Genomic DNA, 20,605 nt, shown 5'->3' on the forward strand with positions numbered 1-20,605 from the left:
CAATCCTACTTACATCATGACAACATCAAATTGCTCTTGTACATACAAAGGTTCCGCTTGAATACGAACTTGCTTACCGATAAACACCTCTAATTCCGCAAGTGAGTGAGACTCATCCCCTTGCAAGGTATCCGCGACGGCCGGTGAGGCATACACGACAAATTTATCGGCGTCATAAGCACGATTCACTCGGGTAATTTCACGTAAAATTTCAAAACAGACCGTCTCAACGGTTTTTACGCTGCCACGCCCTTCACAAGTTGGACAAGTCGAACACAGAACATGTTCAATACTTTCGCGAGTTCGTTTACGGGTCATTTCCACTAAGCCTAATTGAGTAAAACCATTGATATTGGTTTTTACTCGATCTTTACTTAACGCCGCTTCAAGAGAGGCCAATACACGCTTACGATGGTCATCTGAAATCATATCGATAAAATCAATGATGATGATCCCGCCAAGATTACGCAGTCTCAGCTGGCGCGCAATGGCTTGAGTGGCTTCAACATTGGTATTAAAAATCGTTTCTTCGAGATTTCGACGCCCAACAAAAGCCCCAGTATTGATGTCCACGGTGGTCATCGCCTCAGTTTGATCAATGATCAAGTAGCCACCCGATTTGAGCTCAACTTTTCGTTCTAACGAACGCTGAATCTCATTCTCGGTGTCATACATATCAAAAATCGGCTTATCGCCTTCATACAAGCTTAATTTATCGGTCAGTTCAGGGACGTATTCAGAGGTAAATTCAAGCAAATTATCGAATTCTGTTCGCGAATCGACCAAAATTTTGGTTAACTCAGTACCAACAAAATCACGCAAAATTCGTTGCGCTAGGCCCAGCTCACCATACAACGTGGTACGCGTTTTGTATTTCGCACGCCGCTCCATGATTTTGGTCCATAGCCGTTTTAAAAACGCAGCATCTTGTGCTAACTCTTTTTCATTCGCCCCTTCGGCTGCGGTACGAATAATAAAGCCGCCATGTTCATCACAATATTGACCGACGACACTTTTTAAACGATTTCGCTCTCGCTCACTTTCAATGCGTTGCGAAACACCGACATGAATGGCACCCGGCATATAAACCAAATAACGAGAAGGAAGCGTGATATCCGTGGTTAAACGAGCGCCTTTGGTGCCTAATGGATCTTTCACCACTTGCACCACAATATCTTGCCCTTGACGCACGAGCTCAGAAATGTCGCGCACCTTAAACTGTTGCTTCTCATTCTCAGCAACACATTCCGTGTGGGGCACAATATCAGAGGCGTGCAAAAATGCCGCTTTATCTAAACCAATATCAACAAACGCCGCCTGCATACCGGGCAAGACACGACTGACTTTACCTTTATAAATATTTCCGACAATACCACGTTTGGCTTCGCGTTCTATGTGGATCTCTTGCAGTACTCCACCTTCAATCATCGCTACCCGAGTTTCACTTGGGGTAACGTTTAACAACAACTCCGCACTCATGAGCGCACCTCAATGATGTAAGTTATAAAAATTCGTGCAAGAGCTGGTCCGTTTCATAAAGAGGCAAGCCAACCACGGCGTAATAACTGCCTTCTATTCGAGTGACAAAGCGTCCCCCTAATCCTTGAATGGCATAACTGCCCGCTTTATCGCAAGGCTCACCCGTTTGCCAATAATGCTCAATCTCTTGTTCAGATAATGCTTTAAACCACACCTCGGTAGTGACCAGTATCGAGCGCTGGCGATCAGCACTGACCACCGTTACCGCGGTCATCACTTGATGGCTAGTATTAGAGAGCTGTAACAGCATGCGTCGAGCATCAGCAAAATCTTGCGGTTTTTCCAGCACTTGTTCATTCAAGACAACAATCGTATCCGATCCGAGTACAACCGCGTCTGAGTTAACCATCGCCAACCCTGCGCGTGCTTTATCCTCAGAGAGACGTAACACATAATCTTGGGCAGATTCTTCTGTTTGACGCTGTTCTTGCACATTAGGCACGACAATATCAAAATCGTACCCCAACTGAGCCAATAGCTCACGTCGCCTCGGAGAACCTGAGGCGAGCAGTAATTTTTTATGGTTCATTTTATATTCCAATGGCGACGAATACGGCGCAGTAATAAAAACATCCATGGCCAAAGTATACAGCTAATCACGCCACTCCAGAGTGACAAAGGGTTAAAAGTGACATCTTGTATTAAAAACTCACCACAAAAAATCAGTACCTCTAACCCCATCGCTAATAAAGCAATCACAATCGCTTGCTGCCAGAGTGCCATATTACGCAGTAATAAAAAGTTAACCGCGACAAGGTAAATCACGATGGACATCATCATGCCACGAATGCCGAGTGTGGAGCCGAGTAAAAGATCCCACAACAAGCCCATGATAAATGCAGTACCGACATTAACCCGATGAGGTAAGGCCATTACCCAATAGCAGATCACTAACAGCAACCAAGAAGGACGCAGTAGATCTAATGTCCCCGGCCAAGGGATCGTTTGTACAATTAGCGCTAATAAAAATGAGCCCCAAATCACTAAGCGGCTTGACCAATCATTGCGAGCCATGTCGTGCCTCCTTAAGCATATGTTGAGGCGTGGCTTGTAATACCTTTTGCTGCCGATCTTCATTCGGCCAAATCAACAGTAAATAACGCAAACGGGTAAAATCAACTACCGGAGTGGCTTTGATCACGGCAAATTCACGTCGAGTATCTTTATCTACCTCAGCAATATAAGCCACCGGATAACCTTCTGGGTAAATCCCTCCCAATCCAGACGTCACTAACATATCTCCTACGTTCATATCCGTACTGGTGGCAATGTGCTCAAGTTGAATCTCATCCGTTTGTCCATTACCGGAAGCAATCACACGAATATCGTTACGAATATTTTGCACGGGTATGGCGCTATTAGGGTCGATTAATAGTAGAACTCGGCTATTATGTGCGGCGACAAACGTCACCTGACCGACAATCCCTTTTTCATTAATGACTGGTTGACCTTCATAAACGCCATCCACTCGACCTTTATCGATCACGACTTGATGACGATAAGGTGAGGTATCGACCCCCATCACCTCAGCAACCACTTTTTTCTCATCACGGACAAAAGACGACCCAAGTAACTTACGCAGACGTTGGTTCTCTTCACGATATTGATCCAACAAAATGAGATCACTTTTCAAGATCAATACTTCACGTTTTAAACCATGATTACTCTCCATCAGTTGCTGACGAGAGCTGAATCGATCATAGAAACCATCAAACATACTGCGCGGTAAATCAGCAGCGTATTGAATCGGCGCCACAGCACTGTTTAAGAGAAAACGGACCTGAGAGAAGGCATCTAAACGACTGTCAGCCAGCATTAAGCTGGCTGAAGCGATCACGGCGAAAAAGAGACGTTGCTGTAAAGAGGGTCCTCGACCAAATATAGGCTTCATGTTAAATAATCCCAAATGTTGATTCAGGCATCAGGCGACACCTGTACCCAAACAACTTGGCGTTGCAGCAAGGCGACAGGTAGACAAACCCCAACGCATAGGTAAACACTATGTGTTGGGGTCTACTAACTTAGCCAATACCACTAACGCTGCAAGCAGATAGGGCATTATTCGCCATTACTCATCACTGAACAGATCGCCGCCGTGCATATCAATCATTTCTAATGCTTTACCGCCACCACGAGCAACACAGGTCAACGGATCATCAGCGATCACCACAGGAATACCCGTCTCTTCGGTCAATAAACGATCGAGCTCTTTCAGTAGTGCGCCACCACCGGTCAGTACCATGCCATTCTCAGAGATATCTGAAGCCAGCTCTGGTGGACACTGCTCTAAAGCGACCATTACTGCAGAAACAATTCCACTTAGCGGCTCTTGTAGGGCTTCGAGAATTTCATTGGAATTAAGGGTAAAACTCCGCGGAACCCCTTCCGCTAAGTTTCGACCACGCACTTCAATTTCAAGCACTTGATCGCCAGGATAGGCAGAACCAATTTCATGTTTGATTCTTTCTGCGGTTGCTTCACCAATCAAACTGCCGTAATTACGACGCACATAATTAATGATCGCTTCATCAAAACGGTCACCACCGATACGCACGGAAGAAGAATAAACAACGCCGTTTAGCGAGATAACCGCCACTTCGGTAGTACCACCACCGATATCGATCACCATTGAACCGGTTGGCTCAGAAACACGAAGACCAGCACCGATCGCCGCCGCCATTGGCTCATCAATCAAATAGACTTCACGAGCACCAGCGCCAAGCGCTGATTCACGAATCGCGCGGCGCTCAACTTGAGTCGACCCACAAGGCACACAAACCAAAACGCGAGGGCTTGGTTTTAATACGCTGTTGTCATGCACTTGACGAATAAAATGCTGTAGCATTTTCTCGGTTACATAAAAATCAGCAATTACGCCATCTTTCATTGGACGAATGGCAGAGATATTACCCGGCGTACGGCCAAGCATTTGTTTAGCAGCATGGCCGACAGCAGCCACAGTTTTACCACCGCGCCCTTTATCTTGGCGGATGGCAACAACAGAAGGTTCATTAAGGACAATCCCTTGACCTTTTACATAAATAAGCGTGTTGGCAGTACCTAAATCTATTGATAGGTCATTGGAAAACATGCCACGAAGTTTCTTAAACATAATCTTCGTTCGTCCTGCAAGGTGAATAAAATGAAAATTGCACTAAATGTACCAACGCCTTGCAATCACAGCAAGGCGTTGATCCATAAACATGAAGGAAAACCCATAATTTCTGACCATTCCCTAACTTAAGCATCGATCTGAGCGACAATAAGTCGCTTAATTGGTCTCACGCCACCAAATAACTCGGTCATTGCCTCGATATAAGCCAAATTGAACTTGCCCTTGTGTGGAATCTTTAAAGTAATATTGCCAAGGCTGATCTTCTAAGGTTTTTTCATCGTCAGGTTCAGCTAGCCACATTAGATTGTGCGTATCAAGGTTCAACATAGTATCAATTACACCACGCACACCAGCACCGGGGGCACTAAAGCGGACAATACGTTTACCTTGAGCAAAATTACCAGCAGTATGCTCAGCTAATACTTGCGGCGGAACAGCACTACCCTCAGTCACTACTACATAATCGTCCGATTGCAATATAAAACCAGTAATCGCAGGCAATGCAGTACAATTATCTTCAGTGGTACGAACAAAACCATTACTGGTGTAGCGCTCTACATAGATCGGTTGCTCTAAGCCTTGCGTTTCCGGGCCAAACACATCTTCAATGGTTAAGCGTCCCCAATACAGTGGCATGGTTTGGTCGATATTTTCAAAGGTGTAACCTAAGCAATCCTCTGAGTAAGACGTCCGATAACAGACATCATCACTGTCTCTTAGATCATTGATTGACAATTGTAAGTTAAAGTCTGCATTAAACGGAACCATAGGATCTATCGGTTTTTGATAACGAAGCTGCTCATCATTAAGTATTACACCACTACCCAACGATGGTTGACGAATAACATTAGCATTAAGACTGACTTTCTCGACGGTTAAGCTATTAATATTATTAATATATTCTCGGTTTTCCCAATCATTATCATAGCGCCACCAATCGCCAATTAAATAATTAAGCGTATCCGAGCCACTACCTGATTTGGGCCGTAAATAGAGGCCTGGATTGTTCGCATAACCAAACGGTTGGCCTAGGTAGGTAAAAGGTTGACCGCCTGTCGAACACGCAGCAGTCAATGTAACCGTCATGGGTGAGACAGCAAAATAAGCTGGGATAAAGCGGCCTATTGGGCCGGAAGGCACAACGTCTATCTCTAACCCTTCCTCCACTAAATTGATAGGTGGTAGTTCGGGTAGCCAATAGTAAGTTGGCGGTTTCACTGAAAATTGAAACACGCCAACTTCATTAATATTACGCCAGATGGTCGTAATATCACCTAGTTGATGGTCGTAGCTAGGATTATTAAGTTGACCATCTCGACCGCCTAGTTCAATTTTTGCTGGAGCAACAACGTCATTGGTCAGCTCTAAACCTTGGTACTCAAAGTTACTTATTGGTAAATGATCATTATTGGATGAATAAGCAATAGGAGAGATGGTTAACTTAAAATCTTCACCAGAACGTGCAAATATTGGGCAGTTAATATAGTCATTATCACATAATTCATTTTCACCATCGTAATTCTCAGCACGTACAATTAAAGCTTTAGGTACACGAATAAAATTAGCTTGTCCCTCCAAAAGCAAGTCTTGCTCATCACCGCTGCCATTAAAACGAGCATGGAAATCTAAGCTCCCCGCTTCGCGATAGGTAAGTTCAAATTCGGCTTGACCATTTTGATCAAAATACAGGCTAAGATGACTCGGGGCTGCGATATTATTGCTAATCGGTGAACCATCCACGACAACATTCATTGCTAAAAACCCTGGTCCTCCTGAAGGGGTAATATATTCACTCCACAATGCGACCTCTTTAGATACATCACCAAAACTGGGGATACATTGTTCAGGGTTATCTCCTTTACTCAATGCAGTAATAGTTCCAGTAACTAATTGATTGGCATAGGCATGAGGAACATCGATAATGAAGCCACTATCAGAAAAATTAATGTAACAATTATCTACTGAATAAGCACCACCACTACGACGACAGAGCGTTGGATTGGAGCCAGAAACACCCACATTGACTCGCTTTGTAGGCTTAATACTATTTTTTCTTAAGTGAGCAATACCTACTCCATCGGTTAGTGACAAGTTTGCTCCATTTACCCAACCACCGGTCGCACTCGGTGGTGAAGCAGGCATTAAAAAAGCGGTCACAGGATCGGTAAATTTTTCACTACAGTTACTATTAGCACAAGCGGTTACTGTCACTTCAGATGCTTTACAGGTTACCCCTTGAATGGGTAAATCCATCCGAAAATGGTTAATTTTCAAGATTGGCCTAGTACCACAAGCATTATCAGGTACTGTTCTATACTGACAAACTCCAGTAACAGTGCTGCCTCCATTTACATTAACCGTACCCCAATCAGGTCGTCCTGCAGTAACATTTCCCAATATATAAGATTTATTATTTAAAGTTACTTGGTTATTAGTACTAGTAATATCTCCTGTTACAAAACTGTTGTCCGTAATAATATTACCATTAGCAGAAAGATCACCAACAACATTAGTTTCGGTAATAACAATACCATTATTTGATGTCGTAACATCTCCTTTTAATTCAGAATTCGTGACTTTTATATCTCCGTTAGCAGTTAAACTACCGACTATATCAGAGTCTAATACTGTTATAGCATTATGCGGTGTTGTGATATTTCCAGACACATTTGCTCTAGTCACCATAATATTACCATTGGCGGTTAAACTGCCCGTAATGGTGGAGTCGGTAACCGTCAAGGAGTTATTTGGTGTTTCAATACTTCCACTGACAGACGAGTTATCAATTATAATATTGCCATTCGCAAATACCGCACCTTGAACACTGGTGTTTTCAAGTGTAATGCCATGATTATTGGAGCGAACATCGCCACCCATACTTCCCCCTTGAACGTCAATCGCTCCTCCTGTGGTAATTGAGCCTTGTACATTGACATTGTTGAACGTGACTGGAGTATTAGTAGCTTGATAGCTGCCAAAAAGATGATTGTTACTCCCTTGCCAACTTGTTGCACCATAAGAAGAAACCAAATCCACAACCGTCGTGGACAAGCCAATTATATTGCTACCCGCGAAGCTAAAACCAGCATCCGCCAATAAAATCGCTTGTGAGGTAGCAGTGATGTTATCTCCAGATGAGAGGGAGACAGAGCCATTAGCACAGCGGTAAGTGCGTATGCCATCTGAGACACTTTGCAGCCAATTGTTGCTGCTACACGTGGGTAAATCTGCACTGGTAGCGCCTGAGGAAAGCAGATAATCTCTTGCAACGGAAGAAAAGGAAGCCAGTAAAACCAGCAAAGCAAATACAATTCTACTCATCACCCCTCACCCCCACTTGAATTGTCCGTTGCCATGACCAGCCGCCACTGCTGCATTGTCCGTCGCTGGTAATTTGCAGTACCGTTTGCTGATTATCTAACACACCGATATATTCACAGCTGATTTGCGCCGAACATTGCGCTAAGCCTTCACCCTGAAACTCAATGTTACGTGCAACAGGGGAATAATCCGGTGTTGGAAGCTGAGCTTGTGATTCAGCTGCGCGACAGCTACTTTGTGCATTCTCTTGATAATAGCGGCTAATGGCGATTTCTGCTGCCGAACGGGCGGCCATTTCGGCGCGAGTGCCCATCACCATAGACACCAACTGCTGACTATTACGTTGTTGATTACGATTAGCGACCGCAGCGACAAAGCCGACCACGACGATGATAAAAATAACGATCACCAAGCCGCTGCCTTGCTGGCTACGGCGTGTTGTAGATAAGCGCATCATGATCAAACCTCACCTCTTCACCGCGATCAGCAAAGGTTAACTCAATTTTAATTAGGCCATTACGTTGTAAACTAGGAGCATCAACCATAAAGTTAGCCCTACTAATATTCTCAGCCATCAATACTACCCCAGAGCCCAATTGAGCTGGCGCTAATTGACTGCGAGTTAATGGATAGCCTTGATAGCGATAGATTCGTTGTTCACTACTGATGTAACAATAGGCCACGGGATCACGATACAGATACACCCGCCTTGCTGGCGATTGCAGAGAAAATAAGGTTTGACGGGTAAGTGGAACTTCAATTTCCGCTCTGTTTTCAGTAGTGATTGATACGTCATTCGCTAACTGAGCGACTTGCCTTGGCGGGGCAGGAGCGCTTAACGACTGGCGTAGCGACTGCGCTTGGGTTGGAAACACCACCAGTCGATCCCCTTGCAGCAGGTTCTGTTTTTTGAGAGGTAAAAATTTCAGCTGGTTAGTGTTATTGGCTAATTGGCTATAAATGCCGCTATTAATGATCGGCAAAAACTCAATGCAGTTATTCTCGACGATGACACTATTGGGCACCGCCTCACGAATTTCTCGGCTTAAGCGCTCGGTAATAAATCGCCCTTGTTGAATAAGCGCTTCACGAGACGAACTGGTCGCCGCAATACCCATCGCTTGACCGGCGACATTGCCCAAAAACAGGCCAACAATGCCAAGTAAAATAATCGCAATCACCATTTCCATTAAAGTAAAACCACGCGCCATCAGTAGTTCCCCTTAATCGCGGCAAACGGGTAGCGATTGCCTTGTGAATAAATAATCACCACCTCGATGCGTTTATAATGGCTGAGCTGATTAGCATTAACGCCAGTAAACTGACCACTATTATCTTGCTCATAAAAGACCTTAATGGTAACCGTAAAATTGCGATAACTGCTGTCGAGGGTTTGACCAAGCACATCTTGAATCGGTCTAGGTGGCTCCCCAGTGATAAAATCATCGACGTCGTTAAACAATGTTCGACCGTTTTCAGCTGCATCAGGCCCAAGTGAATCAGGCTCGGTGCAAAGCTGCTCAAATGGCTGTAAAGGGCCAATGAGTAAACACTCCGGCAAACCACCATTAGGGCCAGATTTTTGATCAAACTGACGCCCCAAAATTTCATCTAATACTGCTCTGCCCAACTCAGCGGCTTTGACCGCAATCACCTGCTCGGCGCTCTGCTGCGAGCGCGGGTAAAGCGCCGCCGCTAAGCCAGTGATGGCAATTGCGGTGATGGTGATGACAATGATCATTTCCACCAGGGTAAAACCACGCGTTCGGTTAATTGGCTTAACAGGCATAGATATAGCCCTCAGTATTAATGCATACTTGGCGCTGATCGCTTGCACTGGAAATGGTTACGGTACAGGGTGAAGCGCTGCATTGATCGGCGCGACCAAGGGAGTCAAAATCAAGATAACCGTTAGGTGGAGAAAAGCTTAACAACACACCACTCGGAGCTTCCACCCAAGAGACATCGTTATCGACAGCAGCAAAAGCAGCTCCGCAATTACCTGCTTCAGCCTGTGGTGATATTTGACCAGCTTGGTTAGCAGTGACTAACCAGCGATTACAATAGCCTGAGCGCTGCATGGCGCGGTTTTGGGTTAAGCGCAGTGAGGCAAGAATTTCTTGTTGAGTGGTGAGCGCCGCGACCGAACTGGTACCCGAATAACGGCTCGCCGCATAGGCAGACAGAATACCGAGCAAGAGAATAACCACGATCAGCTCGACTAAGGTAAAACCCAATGTTCGACTGAGTGATGGAGTCATCGTTGTCTCACCGGGGGATATATTAATAAAGTTACGTAACGATGGCTATTAAGCAGCTTATTACATGCTGCTTAATAGCTCATTTCCCAACAATTATTTACAAGGATTAATAGTAATAGTAGGTTCGGAGAAAGATACTGCTGGAGTCACAGAATAACTTACAAAGCACTTAGTAGTATCATTTACACCAGATTTAAAACTATAAGAAATAGAGGTATCACTACTTGAAACAACATTCCAATCGCCACCATCACCAAGTCCAGTAACAACTCGACCAATACCTGTTTCACTGGCTGCGGGATAGCCCCAAACTAAGCTAACATTACCACTGGATATACCATCGATTGAAATTGACGCTGATGCGCTCGCATCTTGACCAGATATAGCAGCACGACCATAAACTATCCCTGCCGCCCCTTGCATTGCACCTTTTAGGCCTTGTAGCGAAGCGTCACGCGCATCACCTTGTAAGTTTAAAAATCGTGGAGCTGCCGTTACGGCGAGGATGCCCAAAATTACGATCACCACCACCAATTCAATTAGGGTAAAACCGCCTTGTTTTTTCATTATGACTCTCTCTCTATTCTTGATTTAATTAACAATTCATGATCGGGTTAATTTAAGGTCACCGTCACTCGTCCGGTAGTAATTTCATACACAAATTGGTGTGCGGTTTTTCCCTCTTGCTGGATATAAACGCACTGCCACTCTGCACTATTCGCTCGCGCGAGATAACGCAAATTATTACTTTCCCCCGCCTGAGACGCGCTGGCCACTGGCGGTGGGTTTTGTAATAAATTTTCCATCAAATCGACACAGATTTGATCGGTTAAGCCGGAAGGAAAGCTGCCGTTATTATTCACCGCGATTGGGTAACCATCTCGAAACCCCGTTGCATTACCGCTGCTGTCTTGGGCACGCGTGAGCCAAAACTGCACGCCATCGTAATCAATACTGTTTTGATTTTGCTCACCGGAGGCGACACTCGGTCGCGATTTGGCTTCCCATTGCGCTCTGGCAGATAACACCCCAGTCGCAAAGCCACCGGCAACGCCTTCAATACTGGCTTTTTTCGCTTCATCAGTCACATCAAGAAATTTCGGTAATGCCGCGACGGCTAATAGGCCAATGATCACAATGACAATCACTAACTCAACCAGAGAGAATCCCTGCTCTGATGGTTGCGTTATATGCTGCCGATGATACAAATTAGGCATCGTCGTGAAAGGGGTAATTTGCATCGATGACCTCTGTAATACTTTACCTATGATGATGATTATAGAATGAAATACAGTAATAAACTGTGCTGAACAGATAAATTTTTACATCGTCTTAAAAATAAGACTAATGATAACGCACGTTAATTTCATCAGCGCAGGATAATATTAACCTTTCAGAGCATCGAGCATGCCCCACATTGGTAAGAAAATACCAAGGGCAAGCACCAACACCATGCCAGCGACTAAGGTTAATAAAATGGGTTCAATTCGTGCGGTGAGGGTTTTTAATTCATAATCGACTTCACGATCATAAAAATCAGCCACTTCAAGTAATAACTCATCAATCCGGCCCGTTTCTTCCCCCACCGCAATCATCTGTAGCACTAACGGAGTAAAAATATTGGCATTGGCCGCGGTCACTGAGACACTGGTCCCCGCTTCGATCTCACTTTTCATTTTTAGAATCCGATTCTCTAAAAACTTATTTTCCAACGCTTCAGCCGATAAAGAGAGCGACTGGTTGAGCGGTACCCCCGCTTTAAGCATTAAGGAAAAAGTGCGAGAAAAACGGGCTAATTGTGCGCGATTAACAATTCCACCAACAATCGGCATCCGTAAACGAAATTTATCCCACGTTTCAGCGCCACGACGAGTATTGATCCACGTCCGGAATGCAAACAATAAGGCAACTATCGCTCCTATCATCACCATCCAGTAATTAACAAAAAAATTCGACATGCCGATTAAAATTCGCGTCGGTAACGGCAGCTCAACCCCGAAACGACTGAACATGGTGGTAAATTGTGGGATCACTTTTAGGTTAAGAATAAACATCGCCAAGGTGATAAAACTGATCACAAAGGTTGGATAACGCATGGCGGTTTTAATTCGTTTACGGGTTTCCACTTCCTGCTCATAGTAATTCGCTAACTGCAGCAAAGCCTGATCCAGACGACCGGTATTTTCCCCAACATTGATCATTGAGACAAACAGCGGGCTGAAAACTCGACTGTGCATTTGCATTGCCGCCGATAAACTGCGGCCATTGGTCAGTTCTCGGCCAACTTCTTCTAATGCTCGCTGTAACTGCTTATTGGAACAATTTTGAGTTAAGCCACGCATCGAGCGCAAAATCGGCACTCCCGCTTTCGTTAGGCTATAAAGCTGACGACAGAAAATCACCAGAACCTCAAGCGGCAGCGAAGGCATAAACCACGCTTGCCAATCAATCGACGGAGTTTGACTGGATGATTTAGCAGTGATCGCTGTCGGAATAATGCCTTTACTGAGCAAGCTTTCGGCGGCCAAATTTTCTGTTGCCGCTTCAACGGTGCCCGAAGCTTTACTGCCATCAGCATGTCGTCCGGTATAGTGGTATCTCGGCATAATCTACTCTGCCTCCTAGAGATGAATCGGCTGATTAAGGCCGGAAATATCCCCTTCACCCAGCGCCATCACTTCATCTAAACTCACAATGCCTTGCAAAGCCAGATCCATCGCGGAAGCTAATAAAGGCTTGTATCCCGCTGAAGCGCGAGCCGCTTCAGCAAAGCCTACTGCGTCGTTTGAGCGCAAAGCATCCATCATATGCGCTTCGAGTTCCAACATTTCAAACACCCCGATCCGTCCTCGGTATCCGGTTAGGTTGCAGCTTTGACAGCCTCGCCCACGCACAAAGGTTGCCGACACTTGGTTAGGAAAACGTACATTCAACCATTGCTGGCGAGCATCATCGAGAGTCTCTTCGGTTTTGCAATCTGGGCAAACTTTACGGATCAGACGCTGCGCGACCACGGCACGCACAGCACTGGCGACGAGGTAACCGGGAGCGCCCATATCAATCAAGCGTAATGCACTATCGATCGCATCATTGGTATGCAGCGTGCTTAACACTAAGTGACCGGTTAACGAGGCACGTAAACCGATTTCGACCGTTTCTTGGTCACGCATCTCACCGACCAAAATAATGTCTGGGTCTTGACGTAAAAATGTTCGCAGTAAGGTTGAAAAATCTAAGCCAATTTTAGGATTCACTTGCACTTGATTGAGGCGAGGAATGCGATACTCAACCGGGTCTTCTGCCGTGAGGATCTTTTTACCCGCTTCATTAAGTTCCGATAATGCACCATACAAGGTGGTGGTTTTACCCGACCCTGTCGGGCCGGTGACTAAAATCATTCCGTAAGAGCGTTTGAGTTGCTTACGTAAGCGCAGGAGTAAATCCTCTGGTAAACCAGATTCTTCCAGTTTACGTACGCCACTGGTTTGGTTAAGCAAGCGCATCACCACCGATTCGCCATATTGCACAGGCATGGTCGATAAGCGAATATCCACCGATTGCCCCTTGGCACGAATATTAAATCGCCCATCTTGCGGTAGGCGTTTTTCGGAGATATCTAAATTGGCCATCAGTTTAAGACGTAGAACTAAGGCTGAGGCGATATTGACTTCATTAAGTAGGGTTTCATGTAATACCCCATCAATTCGCTGCCGAATGCGCAAAATATTGGCATCGGGCTCAATATGAATATCGGATGCGCCAACTTGAATCGCATCTTCAAACAGTGAATTGATCAGTTTAACTACCGTGACATCTTCGGTTTCCTCACCGGAAATGGCGTAATCAAACGCGTCATTTTCTTGATGTTCTGCTTGCAAACGTTCAGCAAATGAAGCGATTTCTTTCGTACGACGATAGTAGCGATCAAACGCTTCAACCAATTGCTTTTCTGGCGCAATCGCAAACTCAAATTGATAGTCAGACAATTGATTGAGTAATGATTCTTGTGCAAAGAGATCCGCAGGATCACTCATAACCACTCGCAATAGATTGCCTTGCTTGCTCATTACCAAGGCCCGTAAACGCCGCGCATGAACTTCAGGGAGGATTTGTACTGCATCAATGTCAACATGAGCGCGATTAAGATCAATCAGTGGAATAAACAGTTGCTGAGATAAAAAGCTAAGCATTTGTTGCTCGGTTACAAAACCAAGCTCAATTAAGGTAGCGCCTAATTTACTGCCTGTCTGCTTTTGGGCCGCCAGTGCTTGTTGCACTTGTTGCTCAGTAATGATCCCTTCTTCAACCAAGAGATCCCCAAGACGCTTTCTAAGTTTAATTTGCAAGATTCGTCTCCTCGCTATGAGTCAGCGCTTGTAAACGTTCACGAATAAACTGGTGAGATTGAGAGGATAACCCGACATGGTTCAATGCTTGTTGATAAGCGTACTTCGCTTCGCTCCATTGCGCTAAACGCTCTTGAGTAATCGCCAAGCCTAGCCACCAGCGTCCATTGCTCGGTTCTTGCTCTGCCAACAATCGATAACTCTGCAAAGCGATATCATCGACTCGATTGCGCTGAGCAACTGCCGCTCGCAGCGATAAATACTCAATCGATGGGTTAGCGGGTAAATACGCGAGTGGAGTCAGCGCCGCTTGACTTTGATCTTCTTTGAGTAGCATTCGAGCAAGCGCAATGCGTAACGTTTCTCCCTCATGATTGAGTTGCATCCCACGTTGCAACAAATCAAACGCTTTTCTTAATTCACCTTTACCATAATACAGTGCAGCCAACTGTTGACGCACTCCTTCATCTAAAGGGGTGTGACGTAACGCTTCACTGTAACCATTCACGGCTTGGTTAAAATCATTATGTGCCAGCGCTCGCTCCGCGCGAGCTACGGCTTTATGGGCTAATTGCTCTGGCGTGAGCTGTACCGATTCAATCGACATCTGAGCAACGGCGATGTCGGGAACATTCGTAACCGTCGTGGCTGGCGCTTGTGCTGTTTTTACTCCGCTCAGCGCGGGCACACTGCGCTCTTGCAAAGCCGCTAAAGGAGCGATTGGAGCAGAAACCGTCTGCGACGCTGAATCAGATTGAGAAACCTCTGGCGATACCGTTCGCGTAGCCGAAGCCACCCGATACACAGGAACCGCGGGCATCTGAGTATTTTGAGTCGGTGAAGACGGCATCGAGACTTCAAGATGATTCTCAGTCAGCCTAGGGGAAGCGGTGACCGACAGCGAATGTTGGCCATTAGAGGCATCTAACGAGGTCGCTTGCCAAGAAACGGCCCACCCACCGACAGCAACACTCACCGCAAAACCCGCCAGTGCCCATACCCAAGCTGGACGAGAAGCGACAGGAGCGACCTTAGCTCGCTCTATACCCGCTAAACCATTCGGTTGCTTAGCCACCAATTGCGATAACGCTTTATTAATCACACTCATTGCTGACTCCATCCCCAAAACAGCGGGGTTTTAAATTTAGGCTTACAAGTATCAAACGTATCATGAATCGCATCAAATACATGGCCATTGGAAACCGAAGGTTGTTGAGCATAAAACGCTAATAATAAGGCCTTATGGCTTACCTGATTTAATAAACGAGGAATGCCGTGACAGGCTTTCCATAACGCTTTTTTCTGTCGGCGAGAAAATAATGGCTGCTGGCAACCCGATTTTAATAAACGGTTATCAATATAAGCGATTGACTCGGCCAACGATAACGGTCGCAAGTGAGCGCTAAAGGTGATCCGCTGACGAAATTGCCTTAAATGATGTTCTGCCAATCGACGATCAAGTTCGGGTTGTCCCAGTAAAACAATTTGTAACAGCTTACTCTGTTCAGTTTCTAAATTGCCCAGCAATCTTAAGGTTTCGAGCCCTTCATCTTGTAAAGCCTGAGCTTCATCCACAATAACCACTACTCGTTGCCCTTGTTGATGGCACGCCAATAACCGAGTTTGGATAGCTTCAATCAGTTGCAACTCTGGCACGTCAGGCAATTGCAATTCATTGGCAATAGCGCGGCGTAATTCCGCGCCGGTTAACAGCGGATTCGGCAAATAGAGCCAAAGGATCTCGTCACTCATATGGGTCAATAGCATCCGACAAACCATGGTCTTTCCTGTGCCGACTTCTCCGGTCACTTTGACGATCCCTTCTCCCATCGTCAACGCACCACTGACGGTTTGAATCGCTTCATAGTGAGGTGCCAGCCCCAAAAACAACTGCGTATCTGGGGTGAGATGAAACGGTAGCTGCTCAAAACCAAAGTGTGCTAAATACACGGCTGATTTATCTCCCCGATGAACACGACGTGTGACGACCAACCACTATTGGGAATCAGGAAACCATTCTTGCAATAAGTCTCGTGAACGTTCTAACTCTTTTTGCCACGTATTGACCCCAACGACTGTCGGCTTGAGTAAAATCACCAACTCCGTTTTTTGGGTCACATTGGAGGTTTGGCGGAACAGATGCCCCAACAGTGGTATGTCACCAAAAAACGGCACCTTAGAGGTTTGATTCATGGTATTCGATTTCATTAACCCACCAATCACGACCACATCGCCATCTTGTGCTCGAATCACCGAATCAGACTCACGAATTGAGCTACGCGCTAACGGTAAAGTGATGGTTCGATCATTAAATTGCACAGATTTCTTCTGCTCTTCCACTTCAATCACCGAAGGGTGAACATGCAAAAAGACATACCCATCATCGTCAATTTGCGGCGTCACATCGAGTGAGATACCCGAGAAAAATGGGGTTAATTGAATATTGGGAGCGACGTTGGCGTTATCACCAGTACCGACTTCACTAGTCAGGTCAGTCACATAATATTCATCGGTGCCGACTTTAATCACTGCTTTTTGGTTATTGGCAGCCGTGACTCGCGGGCTAGACAGAACATTAAGATCGCCTTGCGTAGCCATAAAGTTTAACACGGCATCAAAACTACCGCTTTGGATCACCAAATTAGTCTGTCCTCCCAATAAAGTACCAATCGCGTCCATCCCCGGTAAACGGGGCGTAGGTGCAGGAATAACCCCCTGACCTAGCTGATAATTAGTCCCATTAGATGAAAAAGTTTTTGACCAATTGATCCCTTGTTGGAAACCATCATTTAATGTCACTTCAAGAATTTTCGCTTCAAGGATCACTTGACGCTGAATCCGTAAATGAGACATATCGAGAAACTGGCGAACCTCACGAATTTCGTCTGGGTAAGCGCGCACGGTGATCACTGACGCTTGTGGTGTGACCATTACACTCTGACCACTGCCCGACCCAATTAATCGACCAATGGTACTTTCTAATTGCTGCCAAAAATTACTTTCACTGATGGTTTCAATTTCCGTTCCCCCACGGGAAGCATTATTATTGCTTGAACCGGTATTATTACTTGAATTGTTGGATGAAGTCGGGTTAGTCACCGTTCCGGTACTGATTGACGTAATGGAGCGTCCACTACGCTGAAATTGCAAATAATCCACCGGTATAGTGACCGTTCTTAACCCAGCAGGATAAACTTGTAGCACTCTGCCGACTTTTTCGACTTCAAAACCATACAAATCTCGCACCACCGCCAGCACTTCATCTAAAGTCACATTGCTTAGGTTCAAGGTAATCTGCCCAGAAACCGCAGGATGAATGGCGACGCTGTAGTCACTGCCTTTAACCAAACTAGTGAAAAAAGCGGCGGCATCAACTTGGTTAGCTTGCACTCGAAAACGAGCAATATGCAGCGGCTGCTCACGGCTTCTGTCGACTAACTCAGGCATTAAATCTGCTTCAACAGAGGCGGGTAACTGTTGTAGTTGGCGACTATTGGCCTCATTAATTGCTTCGTTCAAGGCTTGCTTTATTTCCACCGGATCTCGGTGCCCCATAGCGCAACCCGCTAAAGTGGTAACCATTACTGCGATAACAACTTGACGCATCATTTTTATACCCTACTCTTTGATATCCAGCGAAAATAACTGCAGTTGCCAAGTCTGCTGCCCTTTAGTTAACGTCACCTGCTCCTCACTGACTTGCTTAACCCGATAGCCATCGATCTCATCGCCTGCAGACAATACTTGTTGATTAAGCGTTGCGTAACAAGCTTGCTGGCAAACAATGCTCTGCAATTCAGGCAATGCCGTGGTCACGGATGATACCGCACCAGCGTTAGAGGAACGTCCTCCGAGAGGCGCTGTCGGATCTTGGGCGGCGATGGCACAAGAGCTCATCAACACCATCAGTATTGCGCTATATTGAATGTTAGCCACCGATGAACTCCTTCTGCGTACCGAGCGTGTACACTTCAAGTAACAGTCTCGCTTGTGGATGCTCGCCTACTTGATAGTGAAAACGTCGCCAATAATAACGAACCGGTAAGTTCTCTAACGCCTGTAAATAATCACGAATCGCAAAATAGCTACCTGTTAGTTCGATACGCACCGGATGAACAAAGTAGCGTTCGGCCCCCACCACAGGTTCTTGGAGAGCAATCGGCTCTGCGGGTAATGAAATTAAACTTTCCAATTTCAATCGCTGGCTTTTTTCTAACACTTCCTGCAATAGTGAGGCCATTTGTGACGGAGAAACTAAGCTGCCGACTTTTTCCGCTAACTGCTCTGTTAATTGATGGTGATAAGCTTGTAATTGAGCGAGCTCAATGTCGATATCCGCATCCGGATTGGTACTGAGTTGATGTTGTAACTGTTGGATAGTGTTTTGCATACTTTGCTGATGAGTTTGCAAACTCATCAAACGATTGGTTTGCATTTGATACTGAGCAAGCAAAGGATCAACCAGCCAAGTTTGTATCGATAATACAATGATCACCAATCCACACAGACTGATAAGTCCCTTTTCGCTGTTTTTTCGCTCAGCAAATAGATGGCTGAGCGTTTGCCAATATTGACTCATTATCTCGCTCCTTGCTGAGTTTTCAGTTCAAATGTCACCAGATCTTGCTCATTGCGCCCCATGGTTAAACGTTCAAAATTACGGCCGACTAACGGCGTTTGCTGCTTAAATTTACCGATCCAGTACGGGATAACTTTAGCTTCGGTAGCTAAGCCTTGAATATCTAACCGATTGGGAGAAATCTCGATATGAGTCAGCGAAATATCACGATGAGCGACGCTCGCTAACGCGTTCATGATTCCTGAGTAACCTTCTTGCTGGCTGTGTGTAAATTGATCCATTGCGCTTAGCGAAGCTTGCTGACCTGCAATCTGCCGTTTTATACGTTCGATGGCCGCAACTTTTCCTGCCGAAGGACGATGTTTGGCTTGTTGTTGCTGAAGCTCTGCCAATTGTTGATTCAAACGATCCGTCTGTTGCTGAGCCAACGCAACCTGCTGATCCAATTGAGTGGTTTGATAAGCGTAAAAACCAGCAACCGCCAACATGACTAGCGTGACACCACTCAGTGCTACGATAACATTACGTAGAGAAAAGTGATCGGTCTTAGGATGCAAGTGCCGCGGATAAAAGTTTAATGTAGGCCGAGTCATTAAAGGCAGATAATGAGCTAATACCTGCCCAGATAACGGCGGTTGTTGCTCTTCAGATAAAGGGCTCGCTTTAACGTTCAGCCGTTCATTCAGTGCCGCCACTAATTGGGTATGATCTTCATCATCACAGCACACTTTAAGCTGATGGAGCGCGACACCTTTTAATTGCGAAGAGAGGTAATCAATTGAGCGTTGGAGTTCAAGCGCTAAGCCATCCAATTGCAATGCTGGGCTCGTCTCCCCAGTCACTGGCGCGACCACACCACGTAAAGTGCGCTGAAAATAACAACGCTGGTCAACAAAGGCATCTAACTTAAATTGTCCTTCTCTGCTGCGTTGTAATAATAAAAAGTGTGGCGTTTGAACGCTGTTAGCCCAAATCTCTTGCTCAGGGATCACTTGCCCTAATTGGTAGCCAATGCTTTGTAATGCTTGGGCAAGCTCGAGAATAACCTTAATACTGATCACATAAGCTTGGATTTTGTTACTGCCACTTAACTCATAAGCATCAGCGACAATCTCAGTGGGTTTTTCACTGATCAAATCTTTGAGCAAAAAAGGCAGCGCACCAGACCACTCTTCGCGTGGCACTGCTGGCTTATCCATTTGATAACATTGGTATAGTTGAGCGTGTAACACCACGTCCACGACATCACCCTTAACGGGATTGGCTTGCAGCGCTTGACACAGAGAAGTTAACCAAGCCCCGTCTCTGAGCGGATAACGCGTCGCAAGAGGGGAGTCTTGAGTAGCAGAGAAATAAATCGCGTCCGGCTGTACAACCGCAAATAATTTGCGGTCTTGCTGCGCTCGACGAGTGATTTTATGAAACAGCGTATTCATCTTCATTT

Annotated in this window: 20 protein-coding genes; all 20 read right to left on the bottom strand. The window is 45.6% G+C overall.

All coding sequences use genetic code 11. The features are described 5' to 3' along the window. Positions 1-9: 9 nt before the first annotated feature. Positions 10-1,479, bottom strand: a complete 1,470-nt coding sequence (rng, locus tag FKQ60_RS12490; protein WP_154169272.1) for a ribonuclease G — start codon at positions 1,477-1,479, stop codon at positions 10-12. 22 nt (positions 1,480-1,501) lie between these two features. Further along, positions 1,502-2,068 carry a Maf family protein gene (locus FKQ60_RS12495; RefSeq protein WP_170906579.1) on the bottom strand — a complete coding sequence of 189 codons (567 nt, stop codon included), beginning with the start codon at positions 2,066-2,068 and terminating at the stop codon, positions 1,502-1,504. After that, positions 2,065-2,553: a rod shape-determining protein MreD gene (mreD, locus tag FKQ60_RS12500; protein WP_040904712.1), complete on the bottom strand. Its 489-nt coding sequence runs from the start codon at positions 2,551-2,553 to the stop codon at positions 2,065-2,067. Before mreD ends, FKQ60_RS12495 begins: the two co-directional genes overlap by 4 nt. After that, the gene (gene mreC / locus FKQ60_RS12505; RefSeq protein WP_004396096.1) at positions 2,540-3,430 is read right to left on the bottom strand and encodes a rod shape-determining protein MreC; all 891 of its coding nucleotides are present in this window, start codon (positions 3,428-3,430) and stop codon (positions 2,540-2,542) included. Before mreC ends, mreD begins: the two co-directional genes overlap by 14 nt. A 177-nt stretch (positions 3,431-3,607) precedes the next feature. Then, positions 3,608-4,651, bottom strand: a complete 1,044-nt coding sequence (locus FKQ60_RS12510) for a rod shape-determining protein (protein ID WP_004396098.1) — start codon at positions 4,649-4,651, stop codon at positions 3,608-3,610. Between the two features lie 159 nt (positions 4,652-4,810). Beyond that, on the bottom strand, positions 4,811-7,975 hold the full coding sequence (locus FKQ60_RS12515) for a DUF6701 domain-containing protein (protein ID WP_170906580.1): 3,165 nt from the start codon (positions 7,973-7,975) through the stop codon (positions 4,811-4,813). Next, the gene (locus tag FKQ60_RS12520) at positions 7,968-8,429 is read right to left on the bottom strand and encodes an MSHA biogenesis protein MshP (RefSeq protein ID WP_170906594.1); all 462 of its coding nucleotides are present in this window, start codon (positions 8,427-8,429) and stop codon (positions 7,968-7,970) included. Before FKQ60_RS12520 ends, FKQ60_RS12515 begins: the two co-directional genes overlap by 8 nt. Then, on the bottom strand, positions 8,404-9,186 hold the full coding sequence (locus FKQ60_RS12525) for a type II secretion system protein (RefSeq protein ID WP_170906581.1): 783 nt from the start codon (positions 9,184-9,186) through the stop codon (positions 8,404-8,406). The genes FKQ60_RS12520 and FKQ60_RS12525 overlap by 26 nt, the downstream gene beginning before the upstream one ends. Then, entirely contained in the window at positions 9,186-9,764 is a 579-nt protein-coding gene (locus tag FKQ60_RS12530) for a prepilin-type N-terminal cleavage/methylation domain-containing protein (RefSeq protein ID WP_170906582.1), read from the bottom strand. Before FKQ60_RS12530 ends, FKQ60_RS12525 begins: the two co-directional genes overlap by 1 nt. Beyond that, entirely contained in the window at positions 9,754-10,236 is a 483-nt protein-coding gene (locus FKQ60_RS12535; protein ID WP_170906583.1) for a type II secretion system protein, read from the bottom strand. Before FKQ60_RS12535 ends, FKQ60_RS12530 begins: the two co-directional genes overlap by 11 nt. A 93-nt stretch (positions 10,237-10,329) precedes the next feature. Beyond that, the gene (locus FKQ60_RS12540; RefSeq protein ID WP_170906584.1) at positions 10,330-10,803 is read right to left on the bottom strand and encodes a type II secretion system protein; all 474 of its coding nucleotides are present in this window, start codon (positions 10,801-10,803) and stop codon (positions 10,330-10,332) included. Between the two features lie 47 nt (positions 10,804-10,850). Beyond that, on the bottom strand, positions 10,851-11,453 hold the full coding sequence (locus FKQ60_RS12545; protein ID WP_170906595.1) for a prepilin-type N-terminal cleavage/methylation domain-containing protein: 603 nt from the start codon (positions 11,451-11,453) through the stop codon (positions 10,851-10,853). A gap of 168 nt (positions 11,454-11,621) precedes the next feature. Continuing rightward, positions 11,622-12,842 (bottom strand): type II secretion system F family protein, encoded by a 1,221-nt coding sequence (locus FKQ60_RS12550; RefSeq protein WP_158137762.1) that lies wholly within the window; start codon positions 12,840-12,842, stop codon positions 11,622-11,624. 15 nt (positions 12,843-12,857) lie between these two features. Beyond that, positions 12,858-14,582: a GspE/PulE family protein gene (locus FKQ60_RS12555; RefSeq protein WP_158137761.1), complete on the bottom strand. Its 1,725-nt coding sequence runs from the start codon at positions 14,580-14,582 to the stop codon at positions 12,858-12,860. After that, on the bottom strand, positions 14,572-15,690 hold the full coding sequence (locus tag FKQ60_RS12560; protein WP_170906585.1) for an MSHA biogenesis protein MshN: 1,119 nt from the start codon (positions 15,688-15,690) through the stop codon (positions 14,572-14,574). The genes FKQ60_RS12555 and FKQ60_RS12560 overlap by 11 nt, the downstream gene beginning before the upstream one ends. After that, complete coding sequence (locus FKQ60_RS12565) at positions 15,687-16,532, bottom strand: AAA family ATPase (RefSeq protein WP_170906586.1); 846 nt, start codon at positions 16,530-16,532, stop codon at positions 15,687-15,689. The genes FKQ60_RS12560 and FKQ60_RS12565 overlap by 4 nt, the downstream gene beginning before the upstream one ends. Positions 16,533-16,577: 45 nt before the next feature. After that, on the bottom strand, positions 16,578-18,188 hold the full coding sequence (gene mshL / locus FKQ60_RS12570) for a pilus (MSHA type) biogenesis protein MshL (protein WP_170906596.1): 1,611 nt from the start codon (positions 18,186-18,188) through the stop codon (positions 16,578-16,580). 12 nt (positions 18,189-18,200) lie between these two features. Then, positions 18,201-18,518, bottom strand: a complete 318-nt coding sequence (locus tag FKQ60_RS12575; protein ID WP_332402611.1) for an MSHA biogenesis protein MshK — start codon at positions 18,516-18,518, stop codon at positions 18,201-18,203. Beyond that, a complete protein-coding gene (gene pilO, locus FKQ60_RS12580; RefSeq protein WP_158144327.1) occupies positions 18,511-19,161 on the bottom strand; it encodes a type 4a pilus biogenesis protein PilO in 651 nt (216 codons plus the stop codon). Before pilO ends, FKQ60_RS12575 begins: the two co-directional genes overlap by 8 nt. Next, the gene (locus FKQ60_RS12585) at positions 19,161-20,603 is read right to left on the bottom strand and encodes a hypothetical protein (RefSeq protein WP_040904713.1); all 1,443 of its coding nucleotides are present in this window, start codon (positions 20,601-20,603) and stop codon (positions 19,161-19,163) included. Before FKQ60_RS12585 ends, pilO begins: the two co-directional genes overlap by 1 nt. Positions 20,604-20,605 lie beyond the last annotated feature (2 nt).

The organism is Vibrio sp. A11, assembly GCF_013048705.1.
GTDB classification, from domain to species: domain Bacteria; phylum Pseudomonadota; class Gammaproteobacteria; order Enterobacterales; family Vibrionaceae; genus Vibrio; species Vibrio metschnikovii.